Annotated in this window: 20 protein-coding genes; 6 read left to right on the top strand and 14 right to left on the bottom strand. The window is 66.1% G+C overall.

Annotation, left to right across the window (positions count from 1 at the left end):
• On the top strand, positions 1–450 hold the full coding sequence (locus ACFQE0_RS00560) for a PTS sugar transporter subunit IIA (RefSeq protein ID WP_378966069.1): 450 nt from the start codon (positions 1–3) through the stop codon (positions 448–450).
• Here ACFQE0_RS00560 and ACFQE0_RS00555 read toward each other — a convergent pair.
• The 3 genes from ACFQE0_RS00555 to ACFQE0_RS00545 form a co-directional block, all read right to left on the bottom strand.
• The gene (locus ACFQE0_RS00555) at positions 447–680 is read right to left on the bottom strand and encodes a hypothetical protein (RefSeq protein WP_378966067.1); all 234 of its coding nucleotides are present in this window, start codon (positions 678–680) and stop codon (positions 447–449) included. The genes ACFQE0_RS00560 and ACFQE0_RS00555 overlap by 4 nt on opposite strands.
• Before the next feature lie 136 nt (positions 681–816).
• Positions 817–1,209: a hypothetical protein gene (locus ACFQE0_RS00550; protein WP_378966065.1), complete on the bottom strand. Its 393-nt coding sequence runs from the start codon at positions 1,207–1,209 to the stop codon at positions 817–819.
• A gap of 3 nt (positions 1,210–1,212) precedes the next feature.
• Positions 1,213–1,917 carry a glutathione S-transferase N-terminal domain-containing protein gene (locus tag ACFQE0_RS00545; protein WP_378966063.1) on the bottom strand — a complete coding sequence of 235 codons (705 nt, stop codon included), beginning with the start codon at positions 1,915–1,917 and terminating at the stop codon, positions 1,213–1,215.
• A gap of 169 nt (positions 1,918–2,086) precedes the next feature.
• Between ACFQE0_RS00545 and ACFQE0_RS00540 the strand changes: the two genes are divergently transcribed.
• From ACFQE0_RS00540 to ACFQE0_RS00530, 3 genes are all read left to right on the top strand, one after another.
• Positions 2,087–2,335 (top strand): hypothetical protein, encoded by a 249-nt coding sequence (locus ACFQE0_RS00540; RefSeq protein WP_378966061.1) that lies wholly within the window; start codon positions 2,087–2,089, stop codon positions 2,333–2,335.
• A gap of 4 nt (positions 2,336–2,339) precedes the next feature.
• Positions 2,340–2,564 carry a hypothetical protein gene (locus ACFQE0_RS00535; protein ID WP_378966058.1) on the top strand — a complete coding sequence of 75 codons (225 nt, stop codon included), beginning with the start codon at positions 2,340–2,342 and terminating at the stop codon, positions 2,562–2,564.
• Positions 2,565–2,651: 87 nt separating this feature from the next.
• Positions 2,652–3,539, top strand: a complete 888-nt coding sequence (locus ACFQE0_RS00530) for a cation diffusion facilitator family transporter (RefSeq protein WP_378966056.1) — start codon at positions 2,652–2,654, stop codon at positions 3,537–3,539.
• A gap of 45 nt (positions 3,540–3,584) precedes the next feature.
• On the opposite strand, the gene ACFQE0_RS00525 is transcribed toward ACFQE0_RS00530, so the two are convergent.
• The 10 genes from ACFQE0_RS00525 to coxB all read right to left on the bottom strand — a co-directional run bounded on the left by ACFQE0_RS00525 (position 3,585) and on the right by coxB (position 12,882).
• Complete coding sequence (locus ACFQE0_RS00525; RefSeq protein WP_378966054.1) at positions 3,585–4,859, bottom strand: SfnB family sulfur acquisition oxidoreductase; 1,275 nt, start codon at positions 4,857–4,859, stop codon at positions 3,585–3,587.
• A gap of 22 nt (positions 4,860–4,881) precedes the next feature.
• Entirely contained in the window at positions 4,882–5,997 is a 1,116-nt protein-coding gene (gene sfnG, locus ACFQE0_RS00520; RefSeq protein ID WP_378966052.1) for a dimethylsulfone monooxygenase SfnG, read from the bottom strand.
• A 234-nt stretch (positions 5,998–6,231) separates the two neighbouring features.
• Positions 6,232–6,975 (bottom strand): SURF1 family protein, encoded by a 744-nt coding sequence (locus tag ACFQE0_RS00515; RefSeq protein WP_378966050.1) that lies wholly within the window; start codon positions 6,973–6,975, stop codon positions 6,232–6,234.
• On the bottom strand, positions 6,972–7,331 hold the full coding sequence (locus ACFQE0_RS00510; RefSeq protein WP_378966048.1) for a DUF983 domain-containing protein: 360 nt from the start codon (positions 7,329–7,331) through the stop codon (positions 6,972–6,974). Before ACFQE0_RS00510 ends, ACFQE0_RS00515 begins: the two co-directional genes overlap by 4 nt.
• A 121-nt stretch (positions 7,332–7,452) precedes the next feature.
• The gene (locus tag ACFQE0_RS00505) at positions 7,453–8,310 is read right to left on the bottom strand and encodes a cytochrome c oxidase subunit 3 (protein ID WP_378966046.1); all 858 of its coding nucleotides are present in this window, start codon (positions 8,308–8,310) and stop codon (positions 7,453–7,455) included.
• Positions 8,311–8,419: 109 nt separating this feature from the next.
• Positions 8,420–9,037 (bottom strand): cytochrome c oxidase assembly protein, encoded by a 618-nt coding sequence (locus ACFQE0_RS00500; protein WP_378966044.1) that lies wholly within the window; start codon positions 9,035–9,037, stop codon positions 8,420–8,422.
• 11 nt (positions 9,038–9,048) lie between these two features.
• Positions 9,049–9,216, bottom strand: coding sequence for a hypothetical protein (locus tag ACFQE0_RS00495; RefSeq protein ID WP_378975727.1), 168 nt, complete (start codon positions 9,214–9,216; stop codon positions 9,049–9,051).
• A 3-nt stretch (positions 9,217–9,219) separates the two neighbouring features.
• Positions 9,220–10,155 (bottom strand): heme o synthase, encoded by a 936-nt coding sequence (locus ACFQE0_RS00490; protein WP_378966042.1) that lies wholly within the window; start codon positions 10,153–10,155, stop codon positions 9,220–9,222.
• 204 nt (positions 10,156–10,359) lie between these two features.
• Positions 10,360–11,991 carry a cytochrome c oxidase subunit I gene (ctaD, locus tag ACFQE0_RS00485; RefSeq protein ID WP_378966039.1) on the bottom strand — a complete coding sequence of 544 codons (1,632 nt, stop codon included), beginning with the start codon at positions 11,989–11,991 and terminating at the stop codon, positions 10,360–10,362.
• Between the two features lie 51 nt (positions 11,992–12,042).
• Positions 12,043–12,882 carry a cytochrome c oxidase subunit II gene (gene coxB / locus ACFQE0_RS00480; protein ID WP_378966037.1) on the bottom strand — a complete coding sequence of 280 codons (840 nt, stop codon included), beginning with the start codon at positions 12,880–12,882 and terminating at the stop codon, positions 12,043–12,045.
• A 235-nt stretch (positions 12,883–13,117) separates the two neighbouring features.
• On the opposite strand from coxB, the gene fdhD reads away from it, so the two are divergent.
• Positions 13,118–13,903, top strand: coding sequence for a formate dehydrogenase accessory sulfurtransferase FdhD (fdhD, locus tag ACFQE0_RS00475; RefSeq protein ID WP_378966035.1), 786 nt, complete (start codon positions 13,118–13,120; stop codon positions 13,901–13,903).
• Positions 13,904–13,915: 12 nt separating this feature from the next.
• On the opposite strand, the gene ACFQE0_RS00470 is transcribed toward fdhD, so the two are convergent.
• Entirely contained in the window at positions 13,916–14,698 is a 783-nt protein-coding gene (locus ACFQE0_RS00470) for a hypothetical protein (protein WP_378966033.1), read from the bottom strand.
• Positions 14,699–15,247: 549 nt separating this feature from the next.
• Here ACFQE0_RS00470 and gltB point away from each other — a divergent pair.
• On the top strand, positions 15,248–19,942 hold the full coding sequence (gene gltB, locus ACFQE0_RS00465) for a glutamate synthase large subunit (RefSeq protein ID WP_378966031.1): 4,695 nt from the start codon (positions 15,248–15,250) through the stop codon (positions 19,940–19,942).
• Positions 19,943–19,973: the final 31 nt, after the last annotated feature.

Genomic DNA, 19,973 nt, shown 5'->3' with positions numbered 1-19,973 from the left:
ATGGACGAGATTTTCGCGGCCGAGGATGTGCTCGTCGGCCTGCGCGCGCCGAACAAGCGGGCCCTGCTGGATACCCTGGCCCGCCGTGCGGGCGCGGCGTTGGGGCTCGATCCCGAGATGATCGCCGCCGCCCTGTCGCACCGCGAGGAGCTGGGTTCCACCGGCGTCGGGCAGGGCATCGGCCTACCCCATGCGCGGCTCGATGCAATCGCAAGGCCCTACGGCATCCTGGTGCGGCTGCGTGAGCCGATCGCCTTCGACGCCATCGACGAAGCACCTGTCGACCTCGTGGTCCTACTGCTTCTACCCGTTGATCCCCAGAGCGACGGCTCCGCCGCACTGGCGGACGTCGCACGGCGCCTGCGTGACCGGGAGCTGGCGGCATCCTTGCGCGGTGCGCGGGATGCCGCCAAGCTCCGTGCGTTGGCGTGTGGCTGGAACGCGCCTTAAGCTCGCAGCTCGATCAGGCCGCCTGCGACGGACACGGCGTCGGGCCGCCGCCCGGTCTCGGCCGCAGCATAGTGCCACGCAGCCTGACGATCTCGGAACAGGCCGCCGCCGCGCCCGTGGACTTCCAGGGCGACCCAGCGCCCGTGGGCATCCTGGCCGATGACGAAGCGGTTTTCCTCAAGCCCGGCAGAGCGGGCGCGGAGATCGCTGACGGTAAGGGAGGGCAACATCGTCTGAGGGGGTTCGCGCGGTCCTCGATGGGGCCGCACCCATAAGCTGAGGCGAACACCGTGAGGGTTCGAGGGAGGTAAAGCCTGCGCCGCATGAGTAAGCCGTGAGGAAACGCACGTTCCGCGCCCCCGCGGTTCAGAGTGCCCGTTCCGGCTTGCTGCTGGTGAGCCGCAACCTCAGGGGACGCCCGGCAATGGCCCCGCCCAGACCGTCGGTGATGTCGGCGGGCAGGCAGCGCGATACGGCGCCGAGCGCCGCGCCGATGAAGGAACGCTGATCGTCCTCGCTTCCCAAGAGTTTTGAGTGCGCAATCCGGGGCTTGCCGTTGAGCGAGCCGTCGCGCTTCATGCTGAACAGCACCGTCACCTCGGACCCGGCCGCCCCCGGCGACGCGCCCTCGATCTTCACGCAACTGCCGAGATAGGCCCACAGGGCCTTCAGATTATCGGCGGGGGCGCTCCGTGCCGCCGGGGCATGCCCCACGACACAGAACGCCATCGCGAGCGCCGGAAGGTAAGCCCGGCGCATAGCTCAGCCCCTGTTGCTCGTGGCGGTCTGCCCGAACATGATCTTCTTGGCGTCCTCGCTCATGGTCTTCCCGAAATCCGGGTTGATCTTCGGAGCATGCGCGTAAGCCGCCTTGGTGCCGGGTCGCTCGGCAATGGCGTGGAACCACCGCTTCAGGTGGGGGTGCTCATCGAGGTTCTGCCCCTGCTTCTCCCACGGCACGATCCAGGGATAGGAGGCCATGTCGGCGATCGTGTAGTCGGCGCCGGCCATGAATTCCCGGTCGGCCAAGCGCCGGTCAAGGACGCCGTAAAGCCGGTTGGTCTCATTCACGTATCGCTTGATCGCGTAGTCGATCTTTTCCGGCGCATATTGGCTGAAATGGTGGTTCTGGCCGAGCATCGGGCCGAGGCCGCCCATCTGCCAGAATAGCCATTGCAGGGTCTCATACCGCCCGCACATCTCCTGCGGCAGGAACTTCCCGGTCTTCTCCGCGAGGTAGAGCAGGATGGCGCCGGATTCGAACAGGCTCATGGTCCCACCGCCCTTGGGCTCGTGATCCACGATGGCCGGCATCCTGTTGTTCGGCGCGATCTTGAGGAAGTCCGGGTTGAATTGCTCGCCCTTGCCGATGTTCACCGGCTTGATCGTGTAGGGTAGCCCGGCCTCCTCTAAGAACATCGTGATCTTGTGGCCGTTCGGCGTGGGCCAGTAATACAAGTCGATCATCGCACGTCCTCGCTGCAGGCCCTCGATCCGGCCCGGCTCCTGACGCGGGGGAGGTGGGACAGAAGGCGGCCTGGATCAAGCGGGCCGAACCGAATGCGCTCGAGGGACTTTCTCCTGTCGTCGCGGCAACCCGCCACCCGGCGGACCCGCGACTCGAGGACAAGAGCCCATGCCGTGGTACGCCGTGAGTCCGCGTGACCCCGCCGATCCGCGCTGGCCCCTGCCGGGGCGTGAGCGGATCGTCCTGAAGGCCGAGGGGCCTGAGGATGCGCGGGCGCGCTTCGAGGAAGCCTATCCGAGCGAGCCCTACGGCAGCCCCGCCGTGCCGGTGCCCAATGCCGGTCTCGGCAGCTTTCGCGGTGATCCCGACGCCCTCAACGTCGAGGAGACCGGCGAGCCCCCCGCACCGAAGGAGTGAGAGGATGGACGATACGGCCTCGCGCCCGCGCGTGACCCTCGACGGCCAGTTGGTGGATTTCTGGTCGCGCGAGGCCGCGCGCCTCGATGCCTTGAGCGCGAAGGCACGCTTCGGCTGGGAGAAGAGGCGCCTCGCCCGCAAGGCGGCGAAGGCGCGCGAGCAGGCCGACCGCAGCCGCATCCGGGAGGCCGCACGCACCAGTGGTGAGGCGCAAATGAGCCAAGGCTAAACGGTATTCCCCACGCTCCAAGCTTTGCCATGGTCTTCCGGGGGTGACCTCGGATATGCAGCCCGCGTCCCGCAAACCGGTCAGACCATGGAACGCTCGCAGCAAGCCGCCCTGCTCAGCGCAGGTATCGGCGTCGCCGTCACCGCGCTGAAATTCTATGCCGCGTGGCTCACCGGGAGCCTTGCGCTCTATTCCGATGCGCTGGAGAGCATCATCAACGTGGTCGCGGCCGCCGGGGCGTTCATCGCGCTCCGCATCGCCGCCCAACCGGCCGACGAAGACCACCCCTACGGACACCACAAGGCCGAGTTCTTCTCGGCGGTGATCGAGGGAGCGCTGATCATCGTCGCCGCCCTGCTGATCCTCAAGGAGGCCTATCACGGCTTCCTCGACCCGAAGCCCCTGGACGCTCCGATCGCCGGCTTGGCGATCAACGGCCTCGCGGGGGTGATCAATGCCGTCTGGGCCTGGGCGCTGATGCGCAAGGGGCGGGAGTGGCGTTCGCCTGCCCTGATCGCCGACGCGCGGCACATCTTCTCCGATGTGCTGACCTCGATCGGCGTGCTCGGGGGCGTGGCGGCGGTCTGGTACACCGGCTTGCCGATGCTGGATCCGATCATTGCCGGGCTGGTCGCCCTGCAGATCCTGTTCTCCGGCTACCGCATGGTACGTGAGTCGGTGGACGGGCTGATGGACAAGGCCGCTTCCCCGGAGGTGTTGTACCAAGTGCGTTCGGTCATCTCGCAACATGGGGAGGGGGCGCTGGAAGCCCACGATGTGCGGACGCGCTCGGCTGGCCGCGCGACCTTCGTGGATTTCCACCTCGTCGTGCCGGGCGACATGACGGTCGCCGAATCGCACACGATCTGCGACCGGCTGGAAGACGCTCTTGAGACGACCATTCCCGGCACGGTGGTGACGATCCACGTCGAGCCCGGCGACAAGGCCAAGGCACGCGGCCTTCCTGTTCTTTGAAAGAGAAGAGCGCCCCTGCCGGTTCACCGGGGCGCTCTTCCTCGTTCACGCGGGCTGCGAGGGTATCGAGCTCCATGCGTGGAACGGCGGGTTCACCCCGTTGAGGGCGTGATTTCCGATGATCGCGTATTTCCACCGCACCGGATCGTGCAGCGTGTGGGTGCGGGCGTTGCGCCAGTGCCGATCGAGGTTCTCGGCGGCGAGGGTCGAGCGCGTCCCGGCCAGTTCGAACAGCTTGTTCGATGCCGCCAGCGCGATTTCGGTGGTGAGCACCTTCGCCTCGGCCACCGCAAGCTGGGCCGCCGCCACGCTCTCGGCATCCGGTGCGGCGATGGCGGCATCGAGCGCATCCCCCGCCCGGTCGAGCAGGGCTTCCGCCGCGTGCTGGCGGATGGTCAGGTCTCCGATCGCCTGGATCGTATAGGGGTCGTCAGAGGCGCGGTCCTGACCGCTGTCGATCCAGGGGCGGGCCTTTTCCCGGACGAAGGCGATCGTGTCGTCCAGCGCCGCACGCCCGATCCCGGCATCGATCGCCGCCTGGATGATCTGGAACACCGCGCCATCGGTGCGCGGTCCCTCGTAGCCTTTCCAGGCCGGAACGAGATGCGTCTTCGGAACGCGTACATCCTCGATCAGCACCGTGCCGCTCGCCGTGCCACGCTGGCCGAAGGCGGACCAATCGTCGATCACCGTCAGGCCTGGCGCGTCACGCTCCGCGATGGCGTACCAAGCTCGGCCCTCGCCATCGACGGCGACGATGGGCACGAGATGGGCGAGGAGCGCCCCGGTCGAATAGAATTTCTGCCCGCGCACCAGAACGTGGTCGCCGTGATCCACGAAATGGGTCTCGAATTCGGCGGCGCGCTTGGTGCCACGCTCCGAGAAGGCGTTGCCGAAGCGGACACCACGCAGCACCTCCCCAAACAGCAGATGCTTCTGATCCTCGTCCGAAACCGTCTGGATCGCCGCGACGATGCCGAGATGGTTCTGAGCGATCTGGCCGATGGAAGGATCGGCCGCTGAGATGATGGCGACGACCCGCGCCAGCGTCCGATACGACACGCCTGGCCCGCCATAGGCACGCGGCACGTTGATGGACCAGAGGCCGCTCTGCGAGAAGGCGTCCAGCTCTGGCAGAGGACGCGTCGCGTGCCGGTCGCGCTCGGAAGCGCCCTTGCGGAACTCCGCTGCCAGGGCGGTGGCGACGGCAATCGCCTCGGCATCGTCGCGGATCACATGAGCCGGCGCCTCGGGCTTCACGGGGCCAGGCACGCCGCCCGCGCTCGCACCGAGGGCTTGGACATCGACAGCGATGGTCATGGCACTCTCCCTGTCGCGTGGGTCAAGCCGCCGCTGCGGCGGGCGCTGCCTCGCGGGCGGCTTCAAGGGCGCGGACCCGGGGCAGGATCTCGCGGCCGAAATAGGCGACCTCCTCCTGGAAGTGCAGGAAGGCGAGGAGGATGAGGTCGGCGCCCGCATCCTTCAAAGCGACGATGCGCTCGGCGATCTGATCCGGCGTGCCGATCAGGTTGGTGCGGAAGCCGTCATTGTATTGAACGAGATCCTCGAAGGTGGATTTCGCCCAGTTGCCCTCACCCTCCGGGCTGGCCTTGCCCGCGTTCTTCGCCTCATGTCCGAAGGCCTTCACGGCCTCGGGATCGGCCTGGGCGATGATGTCGTCGAGGACGGCGCGGGCTTCCTCCTCGGTATCGCGGGCGATGACGAAGGCGTTCACGCCGATCTTCGGCCTGTTGCCGAACTCGACCGATTTGGCGCGGATGTCATCCACCTGCTTGCGCAATTCGACCGGAGTAGCGCCGTTGGTGAAGTACCAATCCGACACCCGCGCCGCCATGTCCCGCGCCGCCCGCGATGAGCCACCCTGGAATATCTCAGGCTGTGGATCGGCTGGCTTCGGCTTCAATGTGTAATTCGTGTAGCGATAGAAGTCGCCGCGGAAGGTAAAGTTGTCCTGCGTCCAAATTCCTCGCAGGGCGCGGATGAATTCTTCGGAGCGGCGGTAGCGCTCATCATGGTCGAGCCACGGCTCGCCGATGGCGCGGAATTCACCCGCGAACCATCCGGACACGATGTTGACCGCAATACGCCCCTCCGACAACTGCGAGATCGTAGCGATCTGCTTGGCGGCGAGCGTCGGGTTCCAGGGCCCCGGAAGAATGGCCGCGATCACCTTCAGCTTGTTGGTATGGGCCAGAAGATCCTGGCTGAAGGCCACGGATTCATGCTGGTACTCGGCGCCGTAGCCGGCAGTGAAGCGGATCTGGGTCAGCGCGTAGTCGAAGCCCGCCTCCTCGGCGATCTGCGCGAGCTTGCGGTTGTAGCCAGCATCCCAACTCGTGCGCTGAGGAATGCGGCTGACGACGAGTCCTCCGGACACATTCGGCACCCAATAGGCAAAGCGCACGGGCTCGAGCGTCTGATCGCTGCGGATCGTCATGTTCGGCGATATCCTTTTGATGTAAGAAGTAAAGCGTCGCATTTGCGCCGAATGCATATGGCGCTGCGAAAGTACTTCTATCGATCGGGCAAAAGAAGTATCGCGAGGTTAATCCTGGCGGTCAAAGGAATGAAAAGCTCTTTTTCCGACGCGCTCGGAAACGACATGCCACCGCCGACGCGGGCGCGAGGGCGGTTCGTTTTCCTGTCGAAATGAATGCAGATCGTGGGAGGGTCAGGCCGGGTCGTGCAGCCGACGCCACGCGAACACCCCGAAGACGCCGACGAGGCAGGCGGCGATGCCGAACCACGTGAACGCGTATTGCAGGTGGTTGTTTGGGAGATCGACGCGCAGCTGCCCGCCGCGCGGCCACGAGGTCTGACCCGGCATGGCATCCGCCTCGATCAGATAGGGCGCGACGTCCCCAAGCCCGCGCGAGGCTGCGATTCCTGGCACGTCGCGGTTGAACCATTCCCCCTTTGCCGGATCGGGCGCGGGTACGAACATGCCGCGCGGCTCGCTCGCTCGAAGGATGCCGGTGACGCTCGTCTCACCCTCGGCCAAACCAGAGGTACGGTCCTTCTGCGCCTTCAACTCGGTCGGAACGAAGCCGCGATTGATGAGCACGGTGCCGCCACCCTCGCGTTCAAGCGGCGTGAGAACGTAATAGCCCTGGAGAGCCCGGCCCGGCGTCTCGCCCGCCGCGAGACCGTGGACCAGGGTCTCCTTGTCATTCAAGAATCGGCCCGTGACGCGGACGTGCCGGAACTCGTCCGTCGCGGGGTCCCAAGCGGACGTGGTGGGCGGCGCAACGGGCTCAGCCTTCGACTGGCTGATGATCCGCGCGATGAGATCCTGTTTCCAGGCTCTCCGCTCGACCTGCCAGACGCCGAGGCCGATCAGAATCGCCAAGGCAATGAGAGCTGCGACGCCCGGCCCGATCAGGCTGCGCCACGCACCGGGCCGAATCCCGCTCACGGCTCGAAGCGGCCCTGCTCGGCCTTGTTCTTGTACTGGAGCGCGATGAGCAGCCCCTTGAGCGGGCGGACCAGCATCAAGCTGAGACCGATGGAGAGCGTGCCCGCCACCAGGGCATGGACCCACATCGGCGGTTCGTAGGTCACCTCGAGCCACAGGGCCGTTCCGACCACGATGAGGCCGACGATGGACATCACGAAGAAAGCCGGGCCGTCAGCCGAATCGAAACTCGAATAGTCGAGGTTGCAGGCTTCGCAGCGTGGCCGGAGGGCGAGAAAGCCCTGGAACAGGTGGCCTTCGCCACAACGCGGACAGGCGCCGCGCAGGCCTGTCGGGATCGGCGGGGGCGTTGGCATGATGATCCCACTCACAACGGGTCGGCAGCCGGATAGCCGATCGGCGCCGAACGAAGAAGGGGCGGCCGAAGCCGCCCCGTCATGTGTCGTATGTATCGAACCGTCGCGAGGGGCGTCCGGTTCAGTGGGCGGCGTGGCCGATGCCCGAGCCCCACACGTAGATGGCGGCGAAGAGGAACAGCCACACGACATCGACGAAGTGCCAGTACCAAGCGGCAAACTCGAAGCCGAGATGCTGCTTGGGCGTGAACGAGCCAGCGTAGGCGCGCATCAGGCACACGGCGAGGAAGATGGTACCGATGATGACGTGGGCGCCGTGGAAGCCCGTCGCCATGAAGAAGGTGGACGAGTAGATGCTGCCCGAGAAGCCAAACTCGGCATGGGCGTACTCGTAGGCTTGGCAGGCGGTGAAGATGACGCCCAGGACGATGGTCAGCCAAAGGCCGTACTTCAGGCCCTTACGGTCACCGTTCAGCAGGGCGTGGTGAGCCCAGGTGATAGTGGTGCCAGAGGTGAGCAGGATCAGGGTGTTAAGCAGCGGCAGGTGCCACGGGTCGAACGCCTCGATACCCTTCGGGGGCCACGTGCCGCCGGTGAACTCGACGCGCGAGATCTGGATCGGGTCGGCGGTGTAGAGGGCAGCTTCGAAGAAGGCCCAGAACCACGCGACGAAGAACATCACCTCGGAGGCGATGAACATCATCATGCCGTAGCGATGGTGGAGTTGCACGACGCGCGTGTGGTCGCCAGCATCAGCCTCGTGGGCGACGTCCTTCCACCACGAGTACATCGTGTAGAGCACGCCGATGGTACCGAGGCCGAACACATACGGGCCGGGGCTCAGCGTCCCGATCTGCATGTTCTTCATCCAGAACACGGCGCCGAACGCCATGAGGAATCCGGAGAACGCACCGAGCAACGGCCACGGACTTGGGTTGAGGATATGGAAGTCGTGATTCTTGGCGTGCGCCTCAGCCATCGTCCCGTCGCTCCTCGCCCGGCGGTGTAAGCCCTTTCGGCACCACCGCTCTTGCCCAGCTTACCCGCAGCTTTAATCGCTACGGCCCCTCAATGTCACGCACCCGCGATCAGAAATCGCGCTTCGTCCCCGAGGCAGCCGTGTTGGCGACCGCAGCGGTCACCGGTTGGCCGTTCTTGGAGGCAAAGTACGTGTACGACAGCGTCATCTCCGAGAGATGCGCCGTGTTCGAATCGTCCCGCACAGCCGGGTCGATATAGAAGACGACCGGCACGTCGATGGTCTCGCCCGGTTGCAGCGTCTGCTCGTTGAAGCAGAAGCACGCGACCTTCACGAAGTACCCGCCCATCAGGCCGGGCTGGACGTTGAAGGTCGCGACGCCAGCCGTGGGCTTGTCGCTGGTGTTCTTCACGCGGAAGAACACCGTCTTGGTTTCACCGAGCTTCGCCTCGACTTGGTTTTGCTCCGGCGCAAACTTCCAGGGCAGGCCCGGCGCGACGTTGGTGTCGAAATGGACGACCATGCTGTCGTCGCTGCGCGCGGCGGCAACCGATAGGGCAGGGCCCTGACGAGGCGTGCCATCGTAGCCGGTCGCCTTGCAGAAGGCGTCGTAGAGCGGCACCGACGCGTAGGCGAGGCCGACCATGCCGACAGCGAGCCCGCCGCAGAGAATGGCCGTACGCGCTGCGCCGCGCGGAGTCGAAGGACGGGGGGAGGGGGCTGTCATCGCGTCTCCCCTTACAGTGGTCGGTTGAGGACCTGCGGTCCGAGCTTCGCGATGGTCAACACGAAGAACAGCAGGACCATTGCGCCGAGCGCTAGGGCGATCGCCACCGAACGCTTCCGGCGACGGGCCTCTTCCTCGGGCGTGAGCGGCCGATACTCGATCTTGGGATCGGGCATCATGGCTCAGGCCACGACTGCGCGGAACAGGCCGAGGCTCTGCTCGGCGAGCAGCGCCGAGAACAGCGCGAACAGGTAAAGGATGGAGAAGCCGAACATGCCCATGGCCGCCTTCTTCTCTGCCTCTCCCTCGCGGTTCTTCAGCACGCGCACGCTGAATGCCACCATGCCGAGGCCGCCCACGGTGCCCACGACGGCATAGAGCCAGCCGCCGAAGCCAAGGGCCACCGGCGCGAGGCCGAGGGGGAAGAGGAAGAGCGAGTACCAGACAATCTGGCGGCGGGTGGATTCCGGCCCGGCGACGTTCGGCATCATCGGGATACCGGCGCGGGCGTACTCACCGGCCTTGATCAGCGCGAGCGCCCAGAAATGCGGCGGCGTCCAGATGAAGATGATGGCGAAGAGGACGAGGGACTCGATGCCCACATGGCCCGTCACCACGGCCTGGCCGATCACCGGCGGCAGGGCGCCCGCGGCACCGCCGATCACGATGTTCTGCGCGGTCGCCCGCTTCAGCCACATCGAATAGATCACGGCGTAGAAGACGATGGTGAAAGCCAGCAGCCCCGCCGAAAGCCAGTTCGCAGCGAGCCCCAGCACCAGCACGGATGCGACGGACAGGAACAGACCGAAGCCGAGGGCCTCGCTCGGGGTGATGCGCCCGGCCGGGATCGGCCGCCCGGCGGTGCGGGTCATCACGGCGTCGATATCGGCATCCCACCACATGTTGAGGCAGCCCGACGCGCCCGCGCCCACCGCGATGGCGAACAGCGAGATCGCGCCGATGGCGGGCGAGACATGGCCGTGCGAGACGCTCATACCGACCAGCGCCGTGAAGATCACGAGCACCATCACCCGCGGCTTCAGGAGCGCGAAGTAGTCCGGAACGTCACCGCCGACGGTGGTGTCAGCGTGGTTCAAGGAAGTGGTGGCGCTTGTCATCAGGTCCGCTGCTGTTCGGCCCGCGATCCCGCACGCGGGCTCGCGCGACGGGATCCTGTCTATCGGTCTAGTCGGTTCAAGGTGTCGGGGTTCTGCGACCCTCGTCCCCCGGCATTCGCCCCGGGGCGCCCTTGCCGGGAGGTCGCTCTCAGGCGGCCTCCGGGGAAGGGCGGGGGCCGCAAGCGGCCCCCGGCTTCTGTTCTCTTAGTGAGCGCCCGGCTCGTCGACGATGCGGGGCAGCGTTTCGAACTGGTGGAAGGGCGGGGGAGAGGACAGGGTCCACTCCAGGGTGGTGGCACCTTCGCCCCACGGGTTGTCCGCAGCACGCTCCTTGGAGCGGAAGGCTAAGACGACACCGATGATGAAGACGAACATGCCCAGGCCGAAGATGTGGCCGCCGTAGGTCGACACCTTGTGCCAGCCCGCGAACGCCTCCGGATAGTCGGCATAGCGACGCGGCATGCCGGCAAGACCCAGGAAGTGCATCGGGAAGAACAGGACGTTCGCGCCGATGAAGGCCAGCCAGAAGTGCAGCTTGCCGGCCCATTCCGGGATGATGCGGCCCGTCATCTTCGGGAACCAGTAGTAGACACCGGCGAAGATGATGAACACGGCGCCGAGCGACAGCACGTAGTGGAAGTGCGCGACGACGTAATAGGTGTCGTGGAGGTACTTATCGACCGCCGAGTTGGCGAGCACCACGCCGGTCACGCCGCCGACGGTGAAGAGGAAGATGAAGCCCACCGCCCAGTGCATCGCGGCGGTGAAGCGGATCGAACCGCCCCACATGGTCGCGATCCAGGAGAAGATCTTCACGCCCGTCGGCACCGCGATGACCATGGTCGCGAAGACGAAGTAGGACTGCGTCTGGAGCGACAGGCCGACCGTGTACATATGGTGAGCCCACACCACGAAGCCGACGACACCGATCGCGACCATCGCGTAGGCCATCGCGAGGTAGCCGAACACCGGCTTCCGCGAGAACGTGGCGATGATGTGGGACACGATGCCGAAGGCCGGCAGGATCATGATGTACACTTCGGGGTGACCGAAGAACCAGAACAGGTGCTGGTACAGGATCGGATCGCCGCCGCCGGCCGGATCGAAGAAGGTCGTGCCGAAGTTACGGTCGGTGAGCAGCATCGTGATCGCGCCCGCGAGCACCGGCAGCGAGAGCAGGAGCAGGAAGGCAGTGACCAGCTCGGCCCAGGCGAAGAGCGGCATCTTGTGCAGCGTCATGCCGGGGGCGCGCATGTTCAGGATGGTAGTGATGAAGTTGATCGCGCCGAGGATCGAGCCGGCACCCGACAGGTGCAGGGCGAAGATCGCGAAGTCGACGGCCGGGCCGGGATGGCCGGCGGTCGAGAGCGGCGGATACACCGTCCAGCCCGTGCCCGCGCCGCTGGCGCCTGGAGCACCTTCGACGAAGAGCGAGCACAGCAGCGAGCAGAAGCCCGCCACGGTGAGCCAGAACGAGATGTTGTTCATGCGCGGGAACGCCATGTCCGGCGCGCCGATCATCAGCGGCACGAACCAGTTCCCGAAGCCGCCGATCAGGGCGGGCATCACCATGAAGAACACCATGATGAGACCATGGCCCGTGACGAAGACGTTATAGGTCGCCGGGTTGGAGAAGTACTGCAGACCGGGCTGCTCCATCTCCATGCGGATACCGAAGGAGAGGAAGGCGCCGATCATGCCCGCGCAGAACGCGAACAGCAGGTAAAGCGTGCCGATGTCCTTGTGGTTCGTTGAAAGGAACCACCGGGCAAAGAACCCCGGCATATGGTGGTCGTGGGCGTCGTGAGCCCCGGCATGGGTGGCGTGTGTTGCCATCTGAGACGTGCCTTAAGGGTGAACGATTGCGTTGCGGGATGCGGGCGCGGATCAGCGCGCCTCGGCGAAGCTCTTGCCGTTGTCGATGGCGGCGTACTTGGTCTTGGCCTCCTTCAGCCAGTCCGCGTAGGCCTGCTCGCTCACGACACGCACGACGATCGGCATATAGGCGTGGCGCTGACCGCACTGCTCGGAGCACTGGCCATGGAACGTGCCTTCCTTGTCGGCCTTGAACCACATCTGGTTCAGGCGGCCGGGGACGGCGTCGATCTTGAAGCCGAAGGCGGGCATTGCCCAGGAGTGCAGCACGTCAGTGGCGGTGACTTGGATCTTCACGATCTTGCCGACCGGAACGACCATTTCGTTGTCGGTCTGGAGCAGGCGGGGCTGCTTGTCCTCATCTAGGTTGGCGTCAAACGTGAAGCCGCCGCCCTGCTCGGTTTGCGGGTACTCGTAGGACCAGTACCAAGCGTGACCGATGACCTTCACGATCATGTCCGCCTTCGGGTCGGAGAGCTGCGTGCGCAGCAGGCGGAAGGAGGGGATCGCCACGGCGACCAGGATCAGCACCGGCACGATGGTCCAGGCGACCTCGATGGCGGTATTATGGGTGAAGCGCGACGGCGTCGGGTTCCGCTTCTCGCCGAAGCGGAAGATGCACCACAGGATCAGGCCCAGCACGAAGAGTGAGATCGCGAACGAGATCCAATGCAGGCCGATCTCGAAATTCAGGATGTCGCGGGCATTCTCGGTGACCGGGATCTGCCGGCTCATTTCCCACGGAACAGGTTGTCCGAACCCGGCGGCCGAAGCCGGTACCGTGCCGGCAAGTAATGCGCCGAGGAACGGTAAGGCCGAGCATGACCTGGTGAACGTCCGCACCTTACGCATTCCTCTCATGGCTCCCCGTCCATTTGCCCCATGTCGACTGCCCCATCTTGACTGTGCGGGAACCATCGCCGACCTGACGGATAGCTCGACCTGTCGCTGACCGAGCTTCTGCGAGTGGCTTCAGATCACAAGGACGTTCCCTGTGCAACCACCCAAGCGTCGCATGGAAGGCTTTCAAGAGGCCGGAAGCGTCGCAGATCGGCAACAGGGGCCGCTTCGTGCCGTCGATGCGCCCATGCTAGTCATCGACTACGTGGGTCAGCAGTTTCGCCCCGGATCGCGACCCCTCGCGGTCGAGGCACCGGTCAATCTCGTCTACGGCAGCGTGCCGCATGCGGTGATGATGGCCACCCCCGGCGATCTCGAGGATTTCGCCTACGGCTTCAGCTTGACCGAAGGCATTGTCGAGGATGCCTCGGAGATCCGTGAGGTGAGGCTCGAGGCTGTGGAAGACGGCCTTCGCCTTTTAGTCGAACTCGCGCCCGGTCGCCTGCGTGAGCACCTGGCACGCAAGCGGGCGATCAGCGGTCGAACGGGTTGCGGGGTCTGCGGTATCGAGGATCTCGCAGCGATCCCCCGCGCCGAAACGCGGCTCGCGCCGTCCGTGACGGTCTCCGTGTCGGCGGTGGCGAAGGCGCTCGCCGGGCTGGACTCCGAACAGCATCTCGGTGCCGTGACGCGAGCGGTCCATGCCGCTGCCTGGGCGCGGCTCGATGGGACCATTCACGCGGTGCGCGAGGATGTCGGTCGCCACAATGCTCTGGACAAGCTGATCGGCGCCCTGATGCGCGATGGCACCGATCCAGCCACTGGGTTTCTGCTGATCACCAGCCGCTGTTCGTTCGAAATGGTGGAGAAGGCTGCCCGTCTGGGTGCCGCCATCGTCGTCGCGATTTCCGCGCCAACCTCGCTGGCGCTAGAGCGCGCGACGGCACACGGGCTGACCCTTTGCGCCATCGCCCGGTCCGACTCCCTCACCGTCTTCACGGGCGGCGAGAGATTGCGGCGCGATCTCGGCTGAGGCGGCTTATTGCTACGGCTGCGCGGCGTCGCCGTCCTTGCCGGGCGTGCCCGGAACGACGGTCGCCCCGCCGATCACGCGGACGTTGCGCTTGCCCTCCGTAGGCGGATCCTTCCAATCCGGCTTCGGCGCCGTGGTCGAAGCGACGGGTTTGGGCTCCGGAGCGGGGTTCGTCGTGGCGGCAGGCGTCGCAGCGGCCGGTTGGGCCGCTTCGGGTGCGGCCTTCGGCGCGGGCACGACGGGGCTCACCTTCGCGAGCGACGGCTTCTCCGGCTGGCGCGTCGGGCTGGTTCGGGCGACCTTGCGCGGCGGTTCGGCGCGGTGACCACCATCGGGATTAAGCCCGAGCGGATTACTCTCCTGGGGCCGGACAGCCTCCGGAACCGGTCTGCGGGGTTGGCGCAACGCGGGGCCGGACTCGTAGGGCGCGGGCTGCGGCGGCCGGGCCGCCTCGTCTTCCGTCCAGCCATAGCCGGGCATCCCGCGGGTCGGTGGCCGTTCGAGTCGGGCGTAGACCTCCGGGCTCGGCCCGTGTTCACGACCCATGATGGCACCGGTCGCCGGGTCGACTACGACGCGGACCGGCATCCCGGCGGGGCTGACGGCATCGACCACGTAGGCGCGTCCATCGAATCGCGGGCGGCCGATCCCTGTAAAGCCGCGGTCGGCAAGACGCCACGCGATGACCCGCGGCGGCAAAACGTCGTCTTCGAAGAAGGATCCGGCGAAGCCCTGAGCCCCGGCGATTTGGCTCGAAGTCAGCAATAGGCCTGCGGAAAGGAGGGCCGCGCGCAAGGCACGGTTCCGCAGCTTCGCGCTCGAGGCCTTCGCGCTCACGCTCATCACACTCGTTCCCGATTCTGGAGACCCGGCCGGGTGATCCGGTATTGGCATGGCCCCCGTCCGGTGTGTCCGGTCGTCGGCCATGCCGTCGAGGTCGTTGCCCCGCATGCCGCTTGTGCTCGGCCCGGCCTATAGACCTCCGGAATCGGGCGACATTGCGAAGGCCGTGAGGCTGCGCGAGGCCGATGGGATGCGGCTGTTGGTTGCAAGGGGCCCAAGGCGCTGGGGCCCTTGCTGAAACCATTTCAATCTGCCAACTTCGCGATTTAGGACAGTAGCACTGTCCCATTCGCCTCGGTCGCGCGACGCGCGCGGGCGCAAATGCCGTGAGAAGAGACCGCGCCGCCTTGTGCGACCGGGCCTCCGGGCTCCGCCACATGGGGCGGCCCGCTGCGTCTTTTGCGCCCCGGCCGGTCGAAAGTGGTATCGAGGCACGAAACCTGCTCGCGGAACCCGAAGGGTCGGGCGCGGCTCGCGACGAGGGAAGGGACTAGAGGAAGCATGGCTGGACGCGGACACGCCCCCGAGCCGAACGCTCCCCGCGGCGCTGCGATGCCGCTGATCGTGCGCGACCCTGCGCTTCCCAAAGCTCAGGGCGCGTACAATCCTGCCCATGAACGCGACGCCTGTGGCGTCGGTTTCATCGCGGACATGCATGATCGCCGCAGCCACTCGATCGTGCAGCAGGGCCTGAAGATTCTTGAGAACCTCGACCACCGGGGCGCCGTCGGTGCGGACCCGAAGATGGGCGACGGTTGCGGCATCCTCACCCAGATCCCGCACGCCTTCTTTGCGGATGAATGCTCGCGCCTCGGCTTCGAGCTTCCGCCCGCCGGGCAATACGCCATCGCGCAGCTCTTCCTGCCGAAGGCCGAGCAACCGCGCCGGGTGATCGAGGGTATCGTGGCCTCGACGCTGGCCGCCGAAGGCCTGCCCCTGCTCGGCTGGCGCGACGTGCCGGTCGATTCGACCGATCTCGGCAAGGCTGTGCTCGCGACCGAGCCGTGCCACCGTCAGGTGTTCATCGGCCGCCCGGCTTCCGTGACGGATCAGGACGCGTTCGAGCGTCGGATCTACGTCGCCCGTAAGGCGATTTCGAACACCATCTACGGTCACGACGACCAGCGGATGAAGGAGTTCTACCCGGTCTCCGTGTCGACCCGCACCATCGTCTATAAGGGCATGGTGCTGGTGAACCAGCTCGGGAACTACTTCCTCGACCTGAAGGACGAGCGGTTCGTGTCCGCGTTGGCGCTGGTCCACCAGCGTTTCGCCACCAACACCTTCCCGACCTGGCGCCTGTCCCACCCCTATCGCTTCGTCGCGCATAACGGTGAGATCAACACCCTGCGCGGCAACGTGAACTGGATGGCCGCCCGTCAGGCGAGCGTCGATTCGGAACTGTTCGGCAACGACATTTCGAAGCTCTGGCCAATCTCCTACGAGGGGCAGTCCGACACGGCCTGCTTCGACAACGCGCTCGAATTCCTCGTGATGGGTGGCTATCCGCTCGCTCATGCGATGATGATGCTCATCCCCGAGGCCTGGGCGGGGAACCCGCTCATGGATGAGGAGCGTCGTGCCTTTTACGAGTACCATGCCGCTCTGATGGAGCCGTGGGACGGTCCGGCCGCCGTGGCCTTCACCGATGGGCGGCAGATTGGTGCCACCCTTGACCGCAACGGCCTGCGCCCGGCCCGCTACATCGTAACCGACGACGGTCTGGTCGTGCTCGCCTCCGAGGCTGGCACCCTGCCGATCCCGGACGAGAAGATCGTTCAGTCCTGGCGCCTCCAGCCGGGCCGGATGCTGCTCATCGACCTTCAGAAGGGCCGCATCGTCTCTGACGAGGAGATCAAGGGCGAGTTGGCCAAGGCGCACCCCTATGCCGATTGGGTCAAGAACACCCAGATCGTGCTGGAAGACCTGCGCCCGGTGCAGCCGCGCGAGTCACGGGGCGACGTGAACCTGCTCGATCGCCAGCAGGCCTTCGGCTACACCCAGGAAGACCTCAAGCTTCTGATGCAGCCCATGGCCGTCACCGGCCAGGAGGCGGTCGGCTCCATGGGTACGGATACGCCGCTCTCGGCGCTCTCCGAGAAGTCGAAGCTGCTCTACACCTACTTCAAGCAGAACTTCGCGCAGGTCACGAACCCGCCGATCGATCCGATTCGCGAGGAGGCCGTGATGAGCCTCGTCTCGTTCATCGGTCCCCGGCCGAACCTGCTCGACATGGAAGGCGCCTCCCGCCGCAAGCGGCTCGAGGTGCGCCAGCCGATCCTGACCAACGGCGATCTGGAGAAGATCCGCTCCATCGGTCATTTCGAGGATCGGTTCGACACCAAGACGCTCGACATGACCTACCCCGCCGAGAACGGCGCTGCGGCCATGGAAGGCGCGCTGGACCGGCTGTGCGACCGCGCCGAGGCGGCGGTGCGTGGCGGTTACAACATCATCGTGCTCACCGACCGGGCAGTCGGGCCGGATCGTATCCCGATCCCGGCGCTGCTCGCCACGGCGGCCGTTCACAATTACCTGATCCGCAAGGGACTGCGGACCTCGGTCGGCCTCGTGGTCGAGTCGGGCGAGCCGCGCGAAGTGCATCATTTCGCCTGCCTCGCCGGCTACGGCGCCGAGGCGATCAACCCGTACCTCGCCTTCGAGACCCTTCTCGAAATGAAGGACGAGTTCCCGCCGGACCTGACCGACGACGAGATCATCTATCGCTACATCAAGGCGATCGATAAGGGCCTGCTGAAGGTCATGTCCAAGATGGGCATCTCGACCTACCAGTCGTACTGCGGCGCGCAGATCTTCGATGCCGTCGGCCTCAACTCGGCCTTCGTGGCCCGGGACTTCTTCGGCACGGCGACGACCATCGAGGGCGTCGGCATGGCCGAGGTCGCCGAGGAGACAGTGCGCCGTCACCGCGATGCCTTCGGCGACGCGCCGGTCTACCGGAACGCGCTCGATGTCGGCGGCGAGTACGCCTACCGCCTGCGCGGCGAGGTTCACACCTGGACGCCGGACACCGTGGCGACCCTGCAGCACGCGGTGCGCATGAACGTGCCCGAGCGCTATCGGGAATACGCCAAACTGGTGAACCAGCAGGAAAACCACCTCAAGACCCTGCGTGGCCTGTTCCGCATCAAGTCCGCCGAGGAACTCGGCCGGGCACCGGTGCCGCTCGACTCGGTCGAGCCCGCCGCTGAGATCGTGAAGCGGTTCGCCACGGGCGCCATGTCCTACGGCTCCATCTCCAAGGAGGCGCATGAGACGCTGGCCATCGCGCTGAACTCGTTCGGCGGTCGCTCGAACTCGGGTGAGGGCGGCGAGGAGGTGGAGCGGTTCAAGCCACTGCCGGATGGGCGCTCGCGTCGGTCGGCGATCAAGCAAGTGGCCTCGGGCCGGTTCGGCGTGACGACGGAATACCTCGTCAACTCGGACATGATGCAGATCAAGGTGGCCCAGGGTGCCAAGCCCGGCGAGGGCGGCCAGCTGCCCGGTCACAAGGTCGATGCGAAGATCGCCAAGGTCCGCTACGCCACGCCGGGCGTCGGCCTGATCTCGCCGCCGCCGCATCACGACATCTACTCGATCGAGGATCTGGCTCAGCTGATCTTCGACCTGAAGAACGTGAACCCGTCGGCCGACGTGTCGGTGAAGCTCGTCTCCGAGGTCGGTGTCGGCACCGTCGCGGCGGGCGTCGCCAAGGCGCGGGCGGACCACATCACTATCTCGGGCTTCGACGGGGGTACGGGCGCGGCGCCGCTCACCTCCCTGAAGCACGCGGGTGGCCCGTGGGAGACCGGGCTGGCTGAGACCCAGCAGACACTGGTGCTCAATGGCCTGCGTGGCCGCGTCGCCCTCCAGGCGGATGGTGGCCTTCGCACCGGCCGCGACGTGATGATCGCGGCCCTGCTCGGCGCCGACCAGATGGGTTTCTCGACCGCGCCGCTGATCGCGGCGGGCTGCATCATGATGCGCAAGTGCCACCTGAACACCTGTCCGGTGGGCGTGGCGACGCAGGATCCCGTTCTGCGCAAGCGCTTCAAGGGCACGCCCGAGCACGTGGTGAACTACTTCTTCTTCGTGGCGGAGGAGGTTCGGGAGATCCTGGCTTCCCTCGGCTTCACGAAGCTCGAAGAGGTGGTCGGCCGTTCGGACATCCTCGATAAGGTCGCGGCCATCCGGCACTGGAAGGCGCGGGGCCTCGACTTCACCAAGCTGTTCCACCGGCCGGATGTCGGTCCCGAGATGGCGATCCGCCATGTCGAGACCCAGCATCACCCGATCGACGACGTCCTCGACCGGCGGCTGATCGCTGGGGCGCGCAGCGCCATTGATACCGGCGAGCCGGTGGTGCTCACCGACACGATCCGCAACTCGGACCGTGCGGCGGGTGCGATGCTCTCCGGCGAGGTCGCCAAGGCTCTTGGCCACGAGGGCCTGCCCGACGATACGATCAAGGTGCAGCTCTCCGGCACGGCCGGCCAGAGCTTCGGTGCCTGGACGGCGGCGGGCGTGACCCTCGAACTGACGGGCCATGGCAACGACTACATCGGCAAGGGCCTTTCCGGCGGCAAGCTGATCATCCGGCCGAGCGACGCCCTCAAGGCGCCGTCCGAGCGGACGATCATGGCGGGCAATACGGTGCTCTACGGGGCAATCGCGGGCGAGTGCTACATCCGCGGTTCGGCGGGCGAGCGGTTCGCCGTGCGCAACTCGGGCGCCATCGCGGTGGTCGAAGGCATGGGCGACCATGGCTGCGAATACATGACCGGTGGCGTCGTGGTGTCGATCGGCGAGACTGGGCGCAACTTCGCGGCGGGCATGTCTGGCGGCCTCGCCTATGTGCTCGACGAGGACGGATCGTTCTCGAAGCGCTGCAACCTGTCGATGGTCGATCTGGAACCCGTCGAGGAGGAGGACGACCTGATGCGTCGCTTCCACCAGGATGGCGACCTGGAGACCAAGGGCCGGGTCGACATCCTGGCCGACATGTCGGGCCACGACGAGGAGCGGCTGAGCCAGCTCATCACCAACCATCTCAAGTACACGGGCAGCCCCAAGGCCAAGGCGATCCTCGACAACTGGGCGGAGTACCGCACCAAGTTCGTCAAGGTGATGCCGGTGGAGTACCGCCGGGCGCTGCGCGAGATGGAAATGGCGCGGATGCCGGTGGCGGCGGAGTAATCCGAACCGCGATCAACCGGCGCGCGGAAAG

Source organism: Methylobacterium komagatae (assembly GCF_042661665.1).
Classification (GTDB): Bacteria; Pseudomonadota; Alphaproteobacteria; order Rhizobiales; family Beijerinckiaceae; genus Methylobacterium; species Methylobacterium komagatae.
Note: the sequence above shows the minus strand (reverse complement) of the source record. Positions and strands in the feature narration are given on the sequence as shown.